The organism is Bifidobacterium sp. JNUCC 75 (assembly GCF_054819865.1).
The window spans coordinates 314,792-333,401 of the sequence record NZ_JBTHIF010000001.1 but is presented as its reverse complement, the minus strand read 5'-3'; the positions used below and the strand labels follow the sequence as shown (position 1 = coordinate 333,401).

Here is an 18,610-nt window from a genome sequence, read left to right as displayed (position 1 = left end):
CTTGTATACATACCCTCAAATAGCCACCGGCTCATGCCTGCAGGCGTCCTTGCCCTGCCTGCCTCCGTCTGGGACCGGACTGGGTCATGGCAGTCAAATCAAATACTACTGACTACATATGTAAAAAATATCATTAAATGGACAAAATGTCTAAAATTTAGTATGTTGTAGTTGCTTATCTGCGCAAAGGAATGTAATTGCTGCAAAGAAGCGGCGAAAGTGAGGAGTAGACGGTATGTGGAAATACAAGGTCGAGTCAGTGCTTCCCCAGTCGGGAAAGAGTTTGTTTATCGATGGACAGTGGAGGGCTGCCGATAGTGGCAAGGTGTTTACAGTAGAAAACCCTGCTGATGGCTCTACGCTCTACCAGGCATCAGACGGGGACAAGCAGGAGGCGTTGGCGGCTCTGGACAGTGCTGACCGGGCACAGGAGTCCTGGGGCCAGTCAACGCCCGAAGAACGTAGGAACATTCTGCAAACTGCCTATGAGGCCCTGATGGACAACAGGGAGATTTTTGCAGAGCTGATGACCCGGGAAATGGGCAAGAGTTTCAAGCAGGCGCTGGGGGAGGTGGACTATGGTGGCGGCTTCCTCAAGTGGTTCTCAGAGGAGGCCATGCGTGAATATGGCAGGACTTTCCACCTGCCAGACGGCCGCAAGGGTCTGGTCACCCACGATCCGGTGGGCCCCTGCTACCTGATTACCCCCTGGAACTTCCCGCTGGCCATGGGAACAAGGAAGATTGGCCCAGCCCTGGCTGCCGGCGATACCGTGGTGGTCAAGCCTGCCGAGCTGACCCCTCTTACCACCTTGGCGCTGGTGGAGATTCTTCGACAGGCAGGGGTGCCTAAGGGTGTGGTCAATGTCATCACAACCTCCCATTCCTCCCACATTTCAGATGCCCTCTTTGCCGACCAGCGGTTGCGTAAGGTGAGCTTTACAGGTTCCACCCCTGTGGGTGTCAAGCTGATGAAGCAGGCGGCCGACAATGTGCTGCGCACCTCCATGGAGTTGGGCGGTAACGCCCCCTTTGTGGTCTTTGATGATGCCGACATTGACGCGGCTGTTGACGGGGTCATGCTGGCCAAATTCCGCAACTATGGGGAGGCCTGCACCTCAGCCAACAGGATTCTGGTCCAGGATGGGGTTGCCGATGAGTTTGTGGCCAAGGTGAAGGATCGCATCGAGGCCCTGGTCGTGGGTGACGGTATGGATGAGGCAACCGATATCGGCCCCCTGATTGATGTCAAGGCCGTAGAGCGCATTGGCGGCCTAGTCGATGAGGCAGTCAGTCAGGGAGCGGAGCTGATTGTCGGCGGTCACAGGGATGAGCATGGAGAACGCTACTTCCAGCCGACGCTCCTGGACCGGGTTCCTCGCAAGGCTCGGGTATATGCCGAGGAAATCTTCGGGCCTGTCCTGGCGGTGAGCCGTTTTGGCAGCGACGAGGAAGGCATCCAGGCTGCTAACGACACGCCGTACGGGCTGGCGGCATATGCCTATACCAGTTCGATCAAGCGCAGTGAACTCATGCAGCGCCGTAGTGAGTCCGGTGTTCTGGCCATCAATTCCGGCGTGCTCTCCGATGCCACGGTTCCCTTTGGCGGAGTCAAGCAATCGGGTGTCGGCAGAGAGGGAGGAGCCGAAGGCATCTTTGAATATATGACCACCAAGTACACCCTGCTGGTGCCCTGATGCTCTGAGCCTTTCGATTTGCAAACCCGGGAGGTTGGGTGCAGGTTGGCACGGCTCAGTGCCAATCGGGAGTGGGCCCTGTTGTGAGGAAGATAGCCTGCTGACACCATATAATGTGCACTGGGCATGGATAGTTTACTTAGGACAAGAAGGAGGGTGCCTTGAGGCAAGGTACCGAATCTGACTCGGGACACAGCGTTGGCACCCTGACTAAGGCCAAGGCAGTGCTTGACGCTCTGGAACAACTTGGCCCCTCCAGCATCCATGAAATCAGCGCCTATGTGCACGAACCTGCCAGCTCCACCTATCGCCTGCTCTCCAATCTCGTGACCTTGGGCTGGGTGGATCATGGCCTGCATCGCGGCGAATACCGATTGGGCATCGCCTGTGTGCGCATTGGCGGCCGTATCGAGGCGAGGCTGGATGTGCAAAGCATCGCAAGACATGTCTTTAAAAGGCAGGAGGGCTCGAACGGCAGCTGGAGCCTTTTTGTCCGCCACTATGTGCGCTCGGTCTGCGTGCAGATGACCTTCCTGGGGCAGAGTCGATTGCGCTCGCCTCAGATCGGCTATTCGTTGCCGATTAGTCTGGGTGCACCTTCAGACGTGCTTCTGGCCTTTTTGGATCAAGCGCGTTTTGAGCGCCTGATCGAACACTATCGCTACAACGCTGACCTCGGTGGGCTGTTGTCCACCTTCCGGGAGCGCTCGATGCAGATGGCTGAAAAGGTGGTCCAACGAGGGTATGCCTACGATGTTGACCAAACAGTACCAGGGGCGCTAACCCTGGCAGCCCCGATCTTCGATCATGCTGGTCACATCAGGGCTGCGGCTTGTTATAGCGGGCTGTCTCGATCCAGTAGGGCTTTGGTTGAATCAGGTGCCGATTTGCGTGAGGTGACCAGCCTGCTCCAAGCTGCCGGGGAGATATCGCAGGGACTGGGCTATGTGGTTGATGGCGAAGAGGGAAGGTTCGATGGTAAGAGCGAGCAGTAAGGCCAGCAATCAGGAGCCGACCGGAGCCCTTTCCAAGGCTGGGAAGATCATCGACGTCCTGGCTGACAACAACGGTATCGGGCCTGCAGAAGTGGCGGCTGCCTCTGGCATTCCCCGCTCGTCCGCCTATAGGATCCTGGATGGATTGGTCCAAGTCGGTCTGGTCAAGGCCAACCAGGACGATACTTATTCACTGAGTTTAAGCTGGCTCAATCTCTCTGATGTGGCGCGCAGCTCCTTGACTGAATGGCCCAATGCCTATGAACTCTTGGCTGAGTTGACGACTCTTACCGGGCAGACGACTTTCCTGACCGTCATCAGTGGCTTCGAAACCGTCTGCGTGGAATGCGCACAGGGGCCCAGCATTGACGCGCTGATCCTGCGGCCGGGTGGTACCTTGCCCTTCTTCGCCGGTGCTGCTGGCCGGGTTTGCCTGGCCTATTCCGATGAGCAGATCCAGAATGACTACCTGAAACAGGCCCCCTTTGCGGGCTATAATGAGAACTCATTGGTCACTGCCAGCGCTCTGCGTACCGATATCAAGCAGATTCGGGAGAGAGGATTCGCTATTTCCAATGAGGACATCACCATCGGTGTGGCCTCGATTGGTGTCCCTATCTTTTCTCAACAGGATGGCATGGTGGTCGGAGCCCTATCAACCGGAGGATTCGCGGACGCGATGATGCCGCGCTGTGAAGAACTGGCAGGACAGCTCACGGCCTATGTAGATCGGCTGGAATCAAGTCAGCTTTTGGGAAACTCGTCCCATTCTCAGGCTTGATGCCCAGCCCTGAAGGAGGCAGTGGCGTTCGAAGGCTGGCTCAGGCTGTCTGCGGTTAATTTTGCCGTTAAAAACGTCCCAACAAGCCCACTGTCTAGGCCATATTCCTATTTCTTGGATAGTTTTCTGAAAAACATAAGTTTTTTGCCTTTTTGATTTTCTTTTTTGTATTTTATTTCGTATACTGAACATGTTGACCGTAATTTGATAACGGTGTCAAATTTGGTGTCAATGGGAAGCAGGAATAAACATGGGAACATTTCAAGAGGCCTCCCAAGACATGGATGTCGAAGCCTTGGCCCGCAACCGCAAACGTTATGTCACCATGATGGTCGTGGTGGGAATTTTCGGCGGGGGACTGTATGGCTATACGCTAACCTTCCTGTCTGGGGCGCTCGTAACGATGAATTTTGACGGGTCCAATAATCAGCTCAGCGCTTGGAATCAGAGCATCATCACTGCGGTCATGCTCCTAGGCTGTGCTGTTGGTTCCTTCTGCGGCGGCAACTTGGCAGACCGCTTGGGGCGCAAGCGACTGATCCTTTATGGGGCTCTTCTCGCTCTGGTCGGGGCGCTAATGTGTGCTCTAGCAACCAACATCGCCTTCTTTGCCTTCTCCCGGATGATCGTAGGCTTTGCAGTGGGGACGACCTCCTGTGTGATCCCCATATATCTTGGTGAGATGGCGCCATCCGCGCAGCGTGGCCGACTGGTTTCGGTCAATTCGGTCATGATCAATATTTCCCAGCTGCTCGCCTCATTGGTCAACGCTGTCCTGGCAGTCAAGGCAGATTGGCATGCCATGGTTTGGGCGGCTGTGGTTCCAGCCGTCCTACTGGTCATAACGGCAATTTTTGTCCATGAAACGCCAAGCTTCCTTGCCAGGCATGGTATGGAAACCGAGGCAGTCAAGCTCCTGCTGGAAACTCGTCCAAAGTCCGAGGCGGAGGAGACTTTCACCTCCTTCCAGGCGGCGGAAAAGAATGAGACGAAGGGGACCAGGGAGAATTTCTCTACCCCCTGGCTGCGTAGGGTCTTGATCGCAGGAGTTGGTGCAGCCCTGATAAACCAGCTGGTCGGCTCCAACGCCATCAACTTCTTCGCTCCTACCATGTTCTCTTCCACATTGGGCATCGACCCTGATAACTCGATTATCGCCATGGTTCCGGTCATGATTGTTTCGTCTGTTGCTGCCGTCATCGGTGGCCTCGGCTTTATCGACAAGATAAACCGCCGCACTGCACTGATGATCGGCCTGGGCGGGGTCTCTGTCTTCCTGGCCCTGGTAGGGGTCTGCTATCTCTTTATCGACCCCAACCATCCATCCACCAGCATGTCCTGGCTCCTCATCGGTCTGGTCATGTTTGATCTCGCCTTCGCCCAGGGCATGGTCTCGCCGGTGACCTGGCTGCTCATTGCTGAGGTATTCCCGGCAAAGGTCCGCGGCAAGGGCGTGGGATATGCCAATGTGGCCATGAATGCGGCAAACTTTATCATCTCCCTCCTCTTCCTTCCCTTGCTCAACGCGGTCGGGGGAGCGGTCACCTTCTTCATTTTCGCACTCATCAATGTAGGAGCCGTCTTCTTTACCAAGGCCTTCATTCCGGAGACCAGGGGGAAGAGCCTGGAGAAGATTGAACAGGAGGCGAGGGCCCGTACTGCAAAAGCGGAAGCCTGAACAGGAACTCTGAATGAACAGGACTGCCTGCCGGCAGGTGGGCGGTCATAAGGAAAGGAAATAGTACGATGGCACACAATCAATTGACGATTTGCGCTGAAATGGTCTATCTGGATCTTCCTATCGAGGAGAGAATCAAGCGGATTGACCAGATGGGCTTCGGAGTGGATATCTGGACTCACTACAGTCATGATCTGAACAAGCTGAAGGCTACCGGGGTGCCCATCAACTGTGCTCAGGGCTACGTGCATGGCAACCTTGCCTATCCCGATGACAGCGAAGAGATGCTGCGGACCGCCAAAGAGATCCTGCCGGAATTGAAGGATCTTGGCATCGACAAGCTTGTAATCCACGGTGCTGAGTTGGTCGATGGCAAGGCAGCCAAGTGGATTGACCGGGTCACTCCCGATATGTGGCTCAACGCCTATGACACCCTGTCGAGGTTCGCCGAGCTGGGCCAGGAGAATCAGGTGACCTACCTGCTGGAAAATCTCAACTCGAGGGTTGACCATCCGCATGTCCCCTTCTGCCATAGCTACGAAACGCTGACCCTGGTCAAGCGTGTCGACAGCCCCAACCTCAAACTGATGCTGGACCTCTACCATGCCCAGGAGGATGATGGCCATCTCATCGAGACCGTCAAGGAGGCCAACACCTATATCGGTGAGCTCCAGGCGGCCGATGTCCCTGGCCGGTGCGAGCCGGGCACCTGGGAGGTGCGCTGGGAACAGGTGGCGGCAGCCGTCAATGAGACTGATTTCACTGGCCCAATCGGGATGGAGGGGTATGCATCAGGCGACAGCGATAAGGCCCTCCAAGCCTTTGGGCAGGCCTTCGCCCAGTGCAGGGGATGAGACCTCATAAGTAGTAGGTCTCGCAGTGCACGATAAGAATTTTCGTAATTCCAATAAGGATTGGAATATAACTCAGATGAATACAAAGGAGTCATGATGAAACAGATTTCAGTTGATGCAGTAGTGAAAAGGTATAACGAGTACAAGGCAATATTCGATGCCAACGAGGGCAAGCTTGCCGAGCGTAAACAGTTTATCGAGTCTCAGGAGAAGGAACTGCGATTCAGCGACTTTAGCGTGGATGATGCCTGGGAGGTAGGCAGCGCCATCTACGCTGCAGCCCACCGCCTGCAGTTGCCGGTCGCCATCGATATACGCCTGGGTTTGCAGAGGGCTTTCCATGCGGCCATTCCCGGGGCTGCAGAAGACAATGACGCCTGGGCTGAGCGCAAGGGGAATGTGGTGCTTGCCTATGGCCATGCCTCACTCTATGTAGGCACCGACTTTCAGCAGAAGGAGGAGGATTTTGACGTGAGCTCACGAAGGAATGCACACGACTTTGCGGCGCATGGCGGAGCTTTCCCGCTTCTTTTGCCCAGTGGCCTGGTGTTTGGGGTTACAGCCGTCTCCGGGCTGCCCTCGATCTATGACCACTCTCTGGTCACTGCTACCTTGAAGGAGTTCGTCTCAGCCCAATAGAACCGGGCAGGTCAGGCAAAAGTCAAGCACACAGCCGATATAGGCGAAAAGACAATGGAGGGATGAATATGACACGATGGGTATACCCCAAGGGAAGTGCATCACAGCGAGACTGGGAAGTTTCTCTGGGTGCCCAGGACAGCCAGGCGGTATCGGGCTGGCAATATGCGGGTCTGCAGGTTGCTAGGCTGAACCAGGGGGAGCAGGTGAGTCTGCCTGCCGGAGCCTGGGAACGTATGGTGGTGCCCTTGAGCGGTTCCTATGATGTGACCTCTCCCAGGGGTACCTATCACCTTCGTGGTCGTCATGACGTGTTTAGCACCCCCACAGATACGGTCTATATCGGCTGTGACAGCCCCTTGACCATTCGAGCAGTCCAGGCTGGCCGGGTGGCGGTTGCCTCGGCGCCTGCCACAACCCATTTCCCGGACCAGCTTGTTCCAGCGCAGGATGTTGACGTCGCCCTGCGCGGCAATGGGCCTATCTCCCGCGAAGCCAGGAACTTTGGAATGATGGATAATATCCAGGCCGAACGCCTTCTGGTCTGTGAAGTCATCACCCCAAGCGGGTCCTGGTCCTCCTACCCGGTGCATAAGCATGATCAGGCCGGTCCGGATGAGACTGCTTTGGAGGAAATATACTACTTCGACATGCAGCCCCTGCCGGGGGCTCCAGAGGGGGTGAGGCCCTTTGGCTATCAGGGTGCGTCTGCCTCGGACGACAGGCCACTTGATATCCTCACTCAGATACAGCCGGGTGACACGGTCTTGATACCGTACGGCTGGCACGGCCCCTCCATTGCAGCCCCTGGCTTCGACCTCTACTATCTCAATGTCATGGCGGGAGGTGGAGAGCGTGACTGGAAGGTCACCATTGACCCGGGACAGGACTGGGTCTACCGGGCGGTAGAATCGCTCCCCCTTGATCCGCGTCTCCCTATGGAGGAACAAAAGTAAATTCTGAGAATAAGGATTCACTATATGAAATTATCTCATAGAATTCTTCAGGATTCTCACAGTTTACTTATGAATATTGATTAGTTACACTAGAAAATGATAATGATAGGTTGAGCATATGGCGGACAATGACGTACGGAAGACAATCAATATAGCTGTTATCCCGGGAGATGGCATCGGCAAAGAGGTTACCCCGCAGACACAGGCGGTCATGGGCAAGGCTGTCGGCAACCAGGTAAGGCTGAATTATGTGGACTATGACCTGGGAGCAGAACGCTATCTGCGCGATGGCACCCTGCTCAATGATGAGGATCTGGAATCCATCGGGCAGCAGGATGCCATCCTGCTGGGGGCTGTGGGCGACCCACGTGTGCGTTCAGGGATTCTGGAGCGCGGCCTCCTGCTCAAACTCAGGTTCAGCTTCGACCAGGCCGTCAACCTGAGACCGACCAAACTCTATCCAGGGGTGAGCTCGCCGCTGAAGAATCCAGGACAGATCGACTTCGCTGTGGTTAGGGAGGGGACTGAAGGCCTCTACTCCGGAATGGGAGGATATATTCGTCGGGGCACTGACCAGGCCATCGCGACCGAGACCTCCCTCAACACGGCTTTCGGCGTCGAGCGGGCGGTACGTTATGCCTTTGATTTAGCGCGTAAGCGTGGAGGCAAGCGCAATGTGACCATGGTCAACAAGACCAATGTCCTGCCCCATGCCGGTGCCCTCTGGCTCGACATCATGGATAAGGTGGCGCAGGAGTACCCCGATGTGACCTGGGACTATCTGCATGCGGACGCCTGCACAATCTTTCTGGTGACGGATCCTTCGCGATTCGACGTCATCGTCACCGACAACCTCTTTGGCGACGTGCTCACCGATGAGGCGGGGGCCGTGGTTGGCGGCATTGGATACTCGGCCTCAGCCAATATCAACGTCACTGACGAACACCCCTCGATGTTCGAGCCCATTCACGGTTCAGCGCCTGACATCGCTGGCAAGGGGATCGCCAATCCGACAGCCTCGATCCTGTCTGGAGCCATGCTGCTGGAGCACTTCGGGTATGACCAGGCTGCTGAACGCATCCAGCGGGCCGTGGAAGAAGACGTTGCTGCCAATGCAAGCAGGTCAAGGTCCACGCAAGAAGTTGCTCAGGATATTATCGCCCGCCTGTAAGCGGGCAAAAGGAAGAAGCTGATACTTATGAAGATTGCACTTGACCCCACCCCCTTCTATTACGACTACAAACTGCTGGAACTGCCGCAGGCTGTGGCTGATGCAGGCTACCGGTACATGCAGTTGGCCCCGCATGATGACTTCCTGCCCTTCTACACCCACCCTAAGGCTGATGACGAACTGGTCCACGATCTGGCTAAGGCCTGCAAGAACGCCGGCGTCGAACTGGTCTCCCTGCTGCCCGTCTACCGGACCTCATGGCCGGACGAGCGGGAACGTCAGTGGGCTGTGCGGAATTGGAAGCGGGCAATCGAGATTGCGGCCATCTTGGGGATCCATACCATCAACAGTGAGTTCAGCGGCATCCCCGAGCGCTATGAGGAGTCGGAGGCCGGCTTCTACTCGACCATGGAGGAGATACTACCCTTGCTTGAGCGGGAGGGGATTGTGATCAACTTTGACCCCCATCCGTATGATTTTGTGGAAAATGGCATGGATGCGCATCGCGTACTGCGCGGCCTCAACTCAGACCTGGTCGGTTCCGTCTACGTGTCCTCGCACACCTTCCACTACGGGAATGCAGTGCACGAGATCACCCAGGCGGAATCTACCAAGTTGCGTTCGGTCTACATTTCCGATGCTTATGACCACAACCGTTCACACGGCTTGCGCTATATCTCCAATCCTCCAGGGACCAACGCACGGGTCCACCAGCATCTGAAGGTGGGTGACGGGGATGTGGATTTCAAGGATCTCTTCCAGGCACTCAAGACCAACGGTTTCCTGGACAGGGAGGATTCCCTGATCGTCTCCAACGTCTTCGCCGAGGACGAGACCGCCCATGATACTTCCGTGTATCAACGTCAGACCATCGAACAATTAATCAAGGAAGCGTAGGTTTCCAGAACTTCAATGGAAGCCTCACGGTTGCAGGAAAAGCCTGCGCCGAGCCACCACAACAAAGGAGTCAATGATGGCACGATTATCAATGAACGTAACTACCACCTTCTACGGCAATGTCTATGATGACGTACGCTTTGCCAAGGAGGCCGGCTTCGACGGCATAGAGATGCAGAGCCCAAAGCTCTACCGTTTTCTTGATCAGGGCTATACCGCCCAGGATGCAGCTGAAATTCTGGATGGTTTTCCGGTCAGCGGACTGGGGGCTATTCAGGGGATCACCAGGAGGACTGAAGAAGACCGGGCAGAGTACCTCAAAGAGGTTGAAAGGATGTGCCAGATAGCCCAGGTCATCGGTGCTCCAGCCGTTCAAATGTGCACGGATCCAGTGGATTGGAACGTAGTCATGGATTACAATGCCGGCAAGCTGGCTGCAGACGATCCGCGTTGGCGTGGCCCCCTAGGTTTAAGCGAGCAGGAGGCCATTGATGTAACAGCGCACAATGTTCAGCTGGCCTGTGACATCGCCAAGCAGTACGGGCTGGGCATCTACCTGGAGCCTCTCTGCTGGGCCCCAATCAGCCGGTGCTCTCAGTTGCTGCAAATTGTTGATAAGGTCAACCGGGACAACTTCGGCATCACCGTGGATACCTGGCACTTCTGGACTGCCGGTGACACGCTGGAGGACGTAGCCAAGATACCGCCGGAGATCATCACCGCTGTCCATGTCTCTGACGGGTTGGAAATTGACAGGGGCCGAGAGGTTCCTAACCAGGATGTGCACCGTAATGTGGTCAATGGTGGCGGGTGCATCCCTCTGCAGGAGTGGATTGATGCGATCAAGGCCACAGGCTATGACGGCTGGTATTGCTCCGAGATGTTTTCCGACAGGGCCAACGAGCATGAAATGGGCATGGTGGCCCAGACCATGAAAAACCTGCTGACCATCATGATCAAGTAGCTTCAGGCAGACGAATGATTGGGTGAAATGATGACAAACAAGAATACGGCAATTCGCGTGGGCATGGCTCCAATCAGTTGGACCAATGACGACATGCCCGAGCTGGGTGGCGAAACTCCCTATCAGCAGATCTTGAGCGAAGTCGCTCTGGCCGGGTTTGAAGGCACTGAAATTGGCAACAAGTACCCCAAGGATCCCAAGGTTTTGAAGGAGCAGCTTCAGATGCGGGGGATCAGCATTGCCAGTGCCTGGTTCAGCGCCTATCTGACTACGCAAACCTGGGAGGAGAACGAGCGGAGTTTCATCGCCTTCCGCGACTATCTCCACGCTTTGGGTGCCAAGATGATCAATGTAGCTGAACAGGGCAATACCATTCAGGGCCAAATGCATACGCCGATCTTCGATGGCAAGCCTGAATATACCAGTCAGCAATGGGATCAACTGACCCGTGGTCTTGATCGATTTGGAGATCTGGCCCATGACGTCGGTATGGAAATCTCCTACCACCACCACATGGGCACGGGTGTGCAGACCACCAGCGAGATTGACCGCCTGATGGAAGGAACTGACCCTGACAAGGTAAAGCTCTTGGTCGATGTGGGCCATTTGCTCTTTTCGGGGGAGGATCCGGTTGACATCGTGAAGCGTTACGCTTCGAGGGTCGGGCACGTCCACCTGAAGGATATTCGGCCTGATGTCCTTCAGCGCGTCAAGGACGAGAAGCTGAGCTTCCTCCAGGCCATCTTGGAGGGTGTGTTCACCGTGCCAGGGGATGGGGTCACCGACTTTAAGAAGGTTCTTCAGCCCCTGCTTGATGGGGGTTACCACGGTTGGTTCATGGTAGAGGCCGAGCAGGACCCAGCCAAGGCTGACCCGCTGAAGAGCGCCCTTACCGCACGTCGGTACTTAAGAGAGCATCTCGGTGTATAAGTCCCTTCTGTCTCATGGCAATCATGGGAGGGTGTGGAAGGAGTAAATAATGGGACAAGAGCAAAATCACAATCTCAAGATTGCCCTCATAGGCTTTGGCTTTGTAGGGCGGGTCTTTCATGCCAACATGATCGATCAGACTGAAGGACTGGAACTGTCGGCTGTAGTGACTCATAACGAGCGAGCTACAGCCCACGTTCACCAGCTTTATCCTCGGGCCCGGGTCTATGACAATAACGATGATTTTTTCAAGGATATCGATCGTTACGATGCTGTCAGCATAGGCACCCCCGACGATACCCACCTGGAGTTTGCCACCCGGGTCATGCAGGCCGGCAAGCCTGTGGTCATTGACAAGCCGGTGGCCGGCTCCAGTCAGGAGGCGAACAAGATCCTTGATGTGGCTCAGGCTACCGGTACACCTGCGGCGGCCTTCCAGAACCGACGCCATGATGCAGAAATCCTGACAGCCAGCAAGTACCTGAAGGAATTGGACCTGGGCCGTATCATACGTGTCGAATCCAGGTACGGTTCTTTCCGCCCCAATGTGGAAACCGGCTGGCGCGAGCAGAAGACGCATGACCAACCCAGAGGAGCGCTCTTTGATCTTGGCGCTCACATTCTGGATCAGGTCGTGCAGCTCTTTGGCCCGGTCACCTCGATTTATGGTGAAGTGTCCACCCAAAGAGAAAATGCAGTCGTGCCTGATGACTTCTTCATTGCTGCTACCCATCAGCAGGGCATCATCTCGCATATTGTCGGTGGCCTGGTGCAATCCACCCGGCAACCCCGACTGACTATTCAGGGGACACTGGGATCCTTGCAGATCAACGATCAGGACCCTGAGGAAGACCAGCTCAAGGCAGGCATGCGGATTGATGATCCGCACTTCGGTGTCATGTCCGACCCCACTGCCTGCTATATCGACAGGGAGGGTGAGGAGCATATACTCCCGGCCGTTCGGGGCTGGCAGCCGGCATTCTACGAAGGTTGGCGTGACTTCCTCCGAGGCAAGGCCGACAACCCGGTTCCCCTGGCTGAGAGTGTCCATGTTCTGGAACTCCTGGATCAGGCCATGCTTTCCAGCCAGGACAGGAGGGTCATACAGGAATAGTGTAGATGCAATCAATACTTGGCCTTCGGGCCTACTGATAACAGGTTGGGTCCCCGCTGATCGCATGGATGGCTGATCAGCGGGGACCCAACCTGTTCAGTGGCATAATTTGTCCGGTTGGCAGAGTCAGGAACCATGGCATGTGCTTCTGCTCACGAGGCCGGACTGCTCAGAACAGGGGATGCAGCGGCAGGGCCAGCAGATAGACGGCCATGAGAGCGATAAAGAAGAAGTCCAACCTGCCCAATCGCAGCAGGCGGTAGTGAGTGCGCTCTTGACGGCTGCCCTCGTAGCATCTGGCATCCAAGGCCCGGCTCAGGTTATCGGCATGGCGCAGAGCTCCGGCGAAGACAGGAACCGTGATAGCTATGGCAGCATGCAGGCGTTGCGAGAGCGAGCCGGACTCGATGGATCCACCACGGGCGGCCTGGGCTTCCACGATGGCCTGAACCTCACGTCCCAGTGTGGGGATGAAACGGAGGGCAAGTGAGAGGACTAGCGCGATCTCATTGGTGTGGATGCCCAGTCTGGACAGCGGGCTCAGCAGCGATTCACAGGCATCGGTCATCTGTGTCGGGGTGGTGGTCTCCACCAGGAGCGCCCCCAGAAAAATGATCAGCATGAAGCGGCAGGCATAGAGTACAGCCACCCAAATGCCGCCAGTGGTCAGCACGAATGGACCCCAGGCAGCCACTCTGCGGCCGGTCTGAGTGACCAAGAGATTGAACAGGGCCAGCAGAAGCATGAGGACCAGAAAGCCCTTGACTGATTTCATAATGGAATGCAGTGGTGCCCGGGCGGCGGCAAAGAGCCCTACAGTGACCACCAGCGCCAGAACAAGCTGCGCCGGCGTGGAAATGGCGAAGGCGGTGAACATGGCTAGGAGGAAGGTCACCAGTTTGGCTCGCGGGTCCAGCCTCGCCAGCAAGGATAGGGGCCTCTGGTCGTCCTGAGTGCGATCCGCTTTCTTTTCAGTAGTCTCCTTCTCCGCCGCATCTGTTGCGAGCAGTTGGTGATAGCGTTCCACGACTTCAGCAGTAGTCCCATAGGCTAGTGTTTCCCCATGCTCCAGGAGCAGGGTCTGATCGGCCAGGTTCAGGGCCTCCCGATCGGCGTGGGTGCTCATGACGATGGTGACTCCACGTTGGTGGAGCACTCGAAGCAGCGTCATGATGCGTGCGCAGGCCTGGGGGTCGAGACTGGCGGTGGCCTCGTCCAAAACCAGCAATTGCGGGCTGCAAGCTACAACTCCGGCAATTGCTACTAGGCGCCGCTGACCCCCTGAGAGGTCGAAGGGGGAACGGTCGGCCAGATCACTGATGCCCAGAAGCTTCATGGCATCATCCACCCGCTGCTGCACCTGCTCGGGTCCATAGCCCAGGTTGTGCGGACCATAGGCGATGTCCTGGGCAACGGTATCCGCAAAAAGTTGATGTTCGGGGTATTGCATGACATAGCCGACCCTTTGGCGCAGAAGCTTCAGATTCTGGCGTCGCAGATGCTTGGCCTTGGGCCGATCGGGTCCGGCCAAGGGCAGGCCGGTCACCCGTATGGATCCGCTGTCGGGAGCGGCCAGGGCACAGATGAGCCTGGCCAGGGTGGACTTGCCGGATCCGTTGCGCCCGATAATGGCCAGGGTCTGTCCTGCCGCGAGCTCCAGATTCACATGGCTAAGGGCTTTGCTGTCTGCATCCGGGAAACTGTAAGAGACATCCGACAACTTGACCATGGGAATAGCGTGGTTGCCGACCGTGGTCTTGGGACCCGTATTTGACGCCCCGCTTTGGGTCAGCGGAATTGGGTCAGGTTCGCCAACAAGGGCAGGCAGATCCTGTCTGTTCAGAATCTGGTTCGGACTTCCGCATGCGACGATGCACCCATGGTCAAGCACGAGGACTCGATCAGCCTGCCTGGCCTGCTCGAGCAGGTGGGTGATGTGGACGACGGCCGTGCCCTGGGCTGTCAGCTGACAAAGGATTGATTGAATCCCCTGCCGGCCGGCAGCATCAAGCATGGCGCCAGGTTCATCCAGCACCATCATGCCTGGATTCATGGCCAGGCTGCCGGCCAAGGCCAATCGTTGCTGCTGTCCGCCAGACATGCGGGTGGGATCATCATTCATCCGCGTCTGCAGATCCACCTGCTTCAGTGCTGCTGGCACGCAGGAAAGCATCTTTTGACGGGGCATGCTCAGATTCTCGGGTCCAAAAGCCACGTCGTCCTGGACGACTGTGGTCACAATCTGGTCCTCGGGGTTTTGGAAGACCATGCCGATGCGCCGACGTGCCTGCCGGTAGGCTCCAGCGTCGATCCGTCGGCCTTGATTCGGGGTATCTGAACAGACCGTCTGGCCCATAAGCTCGACCTGACCATGGTCAGGTGCCGTCGCACCTGAGAGGACGCTTCCCAGCGTGGATTTGCCGGAACCATTCGCTCCCAGGATGCACAGATGCTCGCCTGCATGCACTTCCATGGACAGATGGTCCAAGGCCCAGTTCTGGCCTCCGTCATAGGAGAAGGAGACCTGGCTGAGACGGGCGACTATCGCCTTCGAATCCGCTGAATCGGGGATTGCGGATTGGGTCATGGATGCTGCCATGACGCTCCGAATCGCCGTGGCCTACTTGTTGATCAGCGTGGAGATGGGCTTGTAAATCAGGAAGGTGACCACGCCGTGGATGGCGAACTTCATCAGGTTGAAGGGTAGAAGGATCGGCACGATCATGGCGACGACCTTGGCCATGGACATGTGCGCGTAGAAGGGGGTGATCACTACGTTGCACAGGATGGCTGCAACCACGCCCAGAATGGCACCGGAGACAATCCCGATGACCGCTCCCTTACGGCTGTGCATCCTGCGATAGACAAGGGCCGCCGGCACGCTCAGGGCCAAGGCCACGATCATCGAGATCAGAGCGCCGAAGGGGTTGGTGAACAGGTGCGGGACGAATCCCAGTATGGAGATGATTGCTGCAGCCGCCGGACCGAAGGCGAAGCCGCATACCAGGACGACGATGCCTGAAGGGTCGTATTTGAGCCAAGGGGCGGCAGGAAAGATCGGGAAGGAGAAGAAGCTCAGAACCATGGCCAGGGCTACGAAGAGCGCGTAGACCGCGATCCGCTTTGTCGACCAGCGTCCTGAACCGCCTGCACCTGTGGAGTGGACATCGTTGAAGCGCGTGTCCTTGTTTGCAGTGGTGTGTGAATGAGAATTGGGCATGCTCATAGAGAGCCTCGTTTCTTCCATCCGGACTGTAACCGTTGGCTTCGGACTTGAACCGATATCCACCGCTTGCGCGGGTCGCGGGCTCCCGGCATTCAGCCGGATACCGCCAGTAAGGACTTTCACCTTCCCTGAAACTGACGATTTCAATATAGCTGCGGTCCTTGGAATGGTCAATTCTTTCTCACTGCTAGTGCATTTCTAGACACGCCAGGAAGGAAATAAAACCGCCTTCCATGCAACTATTGCAGCCTGCACAACGAATATGAGGTTGTCGAAAGTTCACAATGCTGCAAGGAGGCTGGAGCATGGCGAGGATGGGTGACCATCTGCTGCCTACGGATGAAGCTATACATCCGGCCTTGGTCAGACAAACCAGTGACGGAGACGCTGATGGTGGCCAATCCCAGGCAGAGGACCTGGAATGGATCAGAAACATACTGTCAACTAGATCCTTTCGCGCAGCCGATGACCTAGTTCGCAAGTACTACGACGACATCCTGGCCTACATCCGAGCTCAAGTAGGCGATAAGGAGGAGTCGCTGAACCTTGCCCAGGATGCCTTTGTTGCCATTCTGCGGTCTTTGGGCAGCTACGATTCGCACAAGTCCAGCTTCCGTACCTGGATCCACCGCATCGCAACCTACAAGGTTATTGACTACTGGCGGATCCGTCGCAGGCGGCAGCGGCAGGAGGCACAAGTATTTGTGGCATCCGGCCACGATCAACATGACGACCCCGCCGACCAGACCTTCAAGGACGACCTAGTTGGTCGGATTGAAGACAAGATCTCACAAGCCCCGGTCCCGGCGCAGGAAGTTTTGCGTCTCCATCTGTATGCCGGCTATGGGTTCGCGCAGATTGCCGAGGCCTGCGGAGAGCCTGAAAACACGGTCAAGGCTCGGTATTACCGACTTTTGGACAATTTGAGGAAGGAGTTTGGTCATGAATCGGTCTGAACCTGATATCCGTCCCATTCTGGCGGCTCTTCAGGGTAGCGACCTTGAGCGCGATGATTTTGCTGAATCACAGATCGGCAGTTCCAGGATGCGCGAGCGATCCATAAAAACAATTGTACGCAAAGGGATGGGAAGACGTCCTGGGCTGATCTGGACCCTTGTAGCCATGGTCCGTTCCCTAGGCCTGAGAAACCTGCTCTTTGGCCTCTGGGACTGCGTCTTTATCGGCCTGATTCTGACGGCGGCGGTTTGGGCGACCGTCTTTGGCTCCTTCATGAAGACTGCTTGGCCCAGCAGAGTCGATAGAACCTTCGGTCTGGTTGTCCCCATATTCGTCTGTTCGCCTGCTCTTTTCCTGGTGGTGCACCTTTTGGTCGTGCTCAAGGAACGGAACCTGAATACCCTGAATCTGATCAGAACTTGCAGGTGGTCATTCCGTCAGATAGCCGCAGTCAGGATGCTTCTGTTCGGCATGGTCAGCATGATGATTTCATCCTTGGCCACGGTCTTGCTGGCGTGGACGACCAATCCGGGGCTGTCCACCATGACCCTTTTGGGGATCAGCTTCTCCTCCCTCTTTCTCTTTTCCCTGGCACAGATCTGGGTAGAGGAGCATATGCATGGAGAACTGTCCATCTGTCTGGTTTTGGGACTCTGGATCGTGCTCGGTATGATTCTTTATCTGACTCGATTCGCCACCGCCCCCATCCTTGTCTCTATTCCGCCGGCGCTGAGCCTAGCGACGGGCCTTGTTCTTCTGACGATCTTCCTGCTTGTTCTGCATGGACGCTGCGTAGGGTCACCTCTGTCAAAGCGAGCATGGCATATGAAAAGACTGGCGACGGCATGAGGGCGGAATCTTACATGTTTAGTGTGAAAGGACGGTGAGTTTCGTGCTGCACTTGGACCATGTGTCAAAGAGCTTCAGGAACAAGCGGGTTATCAACGATCTGAGCCTCTCCATTGGAACCGGCGTCCATGGGCTTCTCGCGCCTAACGGAGCAGGCAAGACCACGCTGATCCAAATGATCGCCACCCTGATCCGCCCGGATTCGGGAAACATCACTTGGAATGGGCAGGACATCATGGTTATGGACGAGGACTATCGCGGCCTCTTGGGGTATCTGCCCCAAAAATTCGGCTATTACCCAGACTACAGCGCTGAAGATTTTTTGATGTACATAGCAGCCCTTCAGGGGATCGGCCGGAAACGGGCCAAGCCCCTGGCGAAAGATCTCCTGAAGACCGTGGGGCTTAAAGACCAGGGTAAGCAGAAGATGAAGACGCTCTCTGGGGGCATGATTCAGCGCGTGGGGCTGGCACAGGCCATGATCAACGACCCGGAACTGATGATTTTGGACGAGCCGACCGCTGGTTTGGATCCACGGGAACGTGTCCGCTTCCGCAACCTGGTCCATGCTCTTTCGCGCGACCGGATCGTTATCCTGTCCACTCATATCGTCTCTGACCTGGAGACCATCGCCGACCGGGTCATCATGCTCAAGGATGGGCAGATCTGCTGCAACCAGTCCCCAAGGCAGATAAGCCGCTGGCTGGAAGGCAAAATATTCCTGGTTCCTGCGGATTATCGCTTAGGGCAGGGGCAGCTGCTCCTTGAGGACGAGCTGGATGGGGATGCGACCCGGCTCAGAATTTACTCACATGAGCCGCCGTCCCAGGGCCAGGCTGTTCCTGCCAAATTGGAGGATGCCTTCCTGGTGATCTACGGGGACGAGGAGTAGCGATGCAGCAT

17 protein-coding genes and 1 riboswitch are annotated in these 18,610 nt (G+C 56.3%); of the genes, 15 read left to right on the top strand and 2 right to left on the bottom strand.

From position 1 onward, the window contains the following. The first annotated feature begins 235 nt into the window (after positions 1–235). From ACVWNW_RS01375 to ACVWNW_RS01320, 12 genes are all read left to right on the top strand, one after another. Complete coding sequence (locus ACVWNW_RS01375; protein ID WP_454482589.1) at positions 236–1,696, top strand: NAD-dependent succinate-semialdehyde dehydrogenase; 1,461 nt, start codon at positions 236–238, stop codon at positions 1,694–1,696. Between the two features lie 161 nt (positions 1,697–1,857). Further along, entirely contained in the window at positions 1,858–2,691 is an 834-nt protein-coding gene (locus ACVWNW_RS01370) for an IclR family transcriptional regulator (RefSeq protein WP_046323113.1), read from the top strand. Further along, positions 2,672–3,472 carry an IclR family transcriptional regulator gene (locus ACVWNW_RS01365; RefSeq protein WP_046323112.1) on the top strand — a complete coding sequence of 267 codons (801 nt, stop codon included), beginning with the start codon at positions 2,672–2,674 and terminating at the stop codon, positions 3,470–3,472. The genes ACVWNW_RS01370 and ACVWNW_RS01365 overlap by 20 nt, the downstream gene beginning before the upstream one ends. A 250-nt stretch (positions 3,473–3,722) precedes the next feature. Continuing rightward, positions 3,723–5,150, top strand: coding sequence for a sugar porter family MFS transporter (locus ACVWNW_RS01360; protein ID WP_052733348.1), 1,428 nt, complete (start codon positions 3,723–3,725; stop codon positions 5,148–5,150). A gap of 68 nt (positions 5,151–5,218) precedes the next feature. Then, positions 5,219–6,004 carry a TIM barrel protein gene (locus ACVWNW_RS01355; protein ID WP_454482586.1) on the top strand — a complete coding sequence of 262 codons (786 nt, stop codon included), beginning with the start codon at positions 5,219–5,221 and terminating at the stop codon, positions 6,002–6,004. Positions 6,005–6,100: 96 nt separating this feature from the next. Continuing rightward, on the top strand, positions 6,101–6,643 hold the full coding sequence (locus tag ACVWNW_RS01350) for a heme-degrading domain-containing protein (RefSeq protein ID WP_052733347.1): 543 nt from the start codon (positions 6,101–6,103) through the stop codon (positions 6,641–6,643). A gap of 68 nt (positions 6,644–6,711) precedes the next feature. Beyond that, complete coding sequence (gene iolB, locus ACVWNW_RS01345) at positions 6,712–7,599, top strand: 5-deoxy-glucuronate isomerase (RefSeq protein ID WP_454482584.1); 888 nt, start codon at positions 6,712–6,714, stop codon at positions 7,597–7,599. 118 nt (positions 7,600–7,717) lie between these two features. Beyond that, positions 7,718–8,770 carry a 3-isopropylmalate dehydrogenase gene (locus ACVWNW_RS01340; RefSeq protein WP_454482582.1) on the top strand — a complete coding sequence of 351 codons (1,053 nt, stop codon included), beginning with the start codon at positions 7,718–7,720 and terminating at the stop codon, positions 8,768–8,770. A 27-nt stretch (positions 8,771–8,797) separates the two neighbouring features. Then, positions 8,798–9,667, top strand: coding sequence for a sugar phosphate isomerase/epimerase family protein (locus ACVWNW_RS01335; RefSeq protein WP_046323108.1), 870 nt, complete (start codon positions 8,798–8,800; stop codon positions 9,665–9,667). Positions 9,668–9,743: 76 nt separating this feature from the next. Further along, complete coding sequence (locus ACVWNW_RS01330; protein WP_454482579.1) at positions 9,744–10,631, top strand: sugar phosphate isomerase/epimerase family protein; 888 nt, start codon at positions 9,744–9,746, stop codon at positions 10,629–10,631. Between the two features lie 30 nt (positions 10,632–10,661). Beyond that, positions 10,662–11,561 (top strand): myo-inosose-2 dehydratase, encoded by a 900-nt coding sequence (gene iolE, locus ACVWNW_RS01325; protein WP_046323821.1) that lies wholly within the window; start codon positions 10,662–10,664, stop codon positions 11,559–11,561. A 49-nt stretch (positions 11,562–11,610) separates the two neighbouring features. After that, positions 11,611–12,675 carry a Gfo/Idh/MocA family oxidoreductase gene (locus ACVWNW_RS01320; protein WP_454482578.1) on the top strand — a complete coding sequence of 355 codons (1,065 nt, stop codon included), beginning with the start codon at positions 11,611–11,613 and terminating at the stop codon, positions 12,673–12,675. Positions 12,676–12,844: 169 nt separating this feature from the next. Here ACVWNW_RS01320 and ACVWNW_RS01315 read toward each other — a convergent pair whose 3' ends face one another. Beyond that, positions 12,845–15,262 (bottom strand): energy-coupling factor transporter ATPase, encoded by a 2,418-nt coding sequence (locus tag ACVWNW_RS01315; RefSeq protein WP_454482576.1) that lies wholly within the window; start codon positions 15,260–15,262, stop codon positions 12,845–12,847. Between the two features lie 33 nt (positions 15,263–15,295). Continuing rightward, positions 15,296–15,922, bottom strand: a complete 627-nt coding sequence (locus ACVWNW_RS01310; RefSeq protein WP_181415119.1) for an ECF transporter S component — start codon at positions 15,920–15,922, stop codon at positions 15,296–15,298. Next, positions 15,907–16,041, bottom strand: a riboswitch (FMN riboswitch). Its footprint overlaps the gene before it by 16 nt. A gap of 165 nt (positions 16,042–16,206) precedes the next feature. On the opposite strand from ACVWNW_RS01310, the gene ACVWNW_RS01305 reads away from it, so the two are divergent. From ACVWNW_RS01305 to ACVWNW_RS01295, 3 genes are read left to right on the top strand one after another with little or no spacing between them, the layout of a single operon-like run. Then, entirely contained in the window at positions 16,207–16,857 is a 651-nt protein-coding gene (locus ACVWNW_RS01305; RefSeq protein ID WP_454482574.1) for an RNA polymerase sigma factor, read from the top strand. Then, positions 16,844–17,707 (top strand): hypothetical protein, encoded by an 864-nt coding sequence (locus ACVWNW_RS01300; RefSeq protein ID WP_313835538.1) that lies wholly within the window; start codon positions 16,844–16,846, stop codon positions 17,705–17,707. Before ACVWNW_RS01305 ends, ACVWNW_RS01300 begins: the two co-directional genes overlap by 14 nt. Before the next feature lie 43 nt (positions 17,708–17,750). Then, entirely contained in the window at positions 17,751–18,599 is an 849-nt protein-coding gene (locus ACVWNW_RS01295) for an ABC transporter ATP-binding protein (RefSeq protein ID WP_461196299.1), read from the top strand. Positions 18,600–18,610 lie beyond the last annotated feature (11 nt).

Excerpts from the sequence above, each read along its gene's own strand:
- ACVWNW_RS01320 (WP_454482578.1), top strand. The coding sequence starts at position 11,611 with ATGGGACAAGAGCAAAATCACAATCTCAAGATTGCCCTCATAGGCTTT.
- ACVWNW_RS01375 (WP_454482589.1), top strand. The coding sequence starts at position 236 with ATGTGGAAATACAAGGTCGAGTCAGTGCTTCCCCAGTCGGGAAAGAGT.
- iolB (WP_454482584.1), top strand. The coding sequence starts at position 6,712 with ATGACACGATGGGTATACCCCAAGGGAAGTGCATCACAGCGAGACTGG.
- ACVWNW_RS01305 (WP_454482574.1), top strand. The coding sequence starts at position 16,207 with ATGGCGAGGATGGGTGACCATCTGCTGCCTACGGATGAAGCTATACAT.
- ACVWNW_RS01340 (WP_454482582.1), top strand. The coding sequence starts at position 7,718 with ATGGCGGACAATGACGTACGGAAGACAATCAATATAGCTGTTATCCCG.
- ACVWNW_RS01300 (WP_313835538.1), top strand. The coding sequence starts at position 16,844 with ATGAATCGGTCTGAACCTGATATCCGTCCCATTCTGGCGGCTCTTCAG.
- ACVWNW_RS01315 (WP_454482576.1), bottom strand. The coding sequence starts at position 15,262 with ATGACCCAATCCGCAATCCCCGATTCAGCGGATTCGAAGGCGATAGTC.
- ACVWNW_RS01365 (WP_046323112.1), top strand. The coding sequence starts at position 2,672 with ATGGTAAGAGCGAGCAGTAAGGCCAGCAATCAGGAGCCGACCGGAGCC.
- iolE (WP_046323821.1), top strand. The coding sequence starts at position 10,662 with ATGACAAACAAGAATACGGCAATTCGCGTGGGCATGGCTCCAATCAGT.
- ACVWNW_RS01310 (WP_181415119.1), bottom strand. The coding sequence starts at position 15,922 with ATGGAAGAAACGAGGCTCTCTATGAGCATGCCCAATTCTCATTCACAC.
- ACVWNW_RS01355 (WP_454482586.1), top strand. The coding sequence starts at position 5,219 with ATGGCACACAATCAATTGACGATTTGCGCTGAAATGGTCTATCTGGAT.
- ACVWNW_RS01360 (WP_052733348.1), top strand. The coding sequence starts at position 3,723 with ATGGGAACATTTCAAGAGGCCTCCCAAGACATGGATGTCGAAGCCTTG.
- ACVWNW_RS01330 (WP_454482579.1), top strand. The coding sequence starts at position 9,744 with ATGGCACGATTATCAATGAACGTAACTACCACCTTCTACGGCAATGTC.
- ACVWNW_RS01335 (WP_046323108.1), top strand. The coding sequence starts at position 8,798 with ATGAAGATTGCACTTGACCCCACCCCCTTCTATTACGACTACAAACTG.
- ACVWNW_RS01350 (WP_052733347.1), top strand. The coding sequence starts at position 6,101 with ATGAAACAGATTTCAGTTGATGCAGTAGTGAAAAGGTATAACGAGTAC.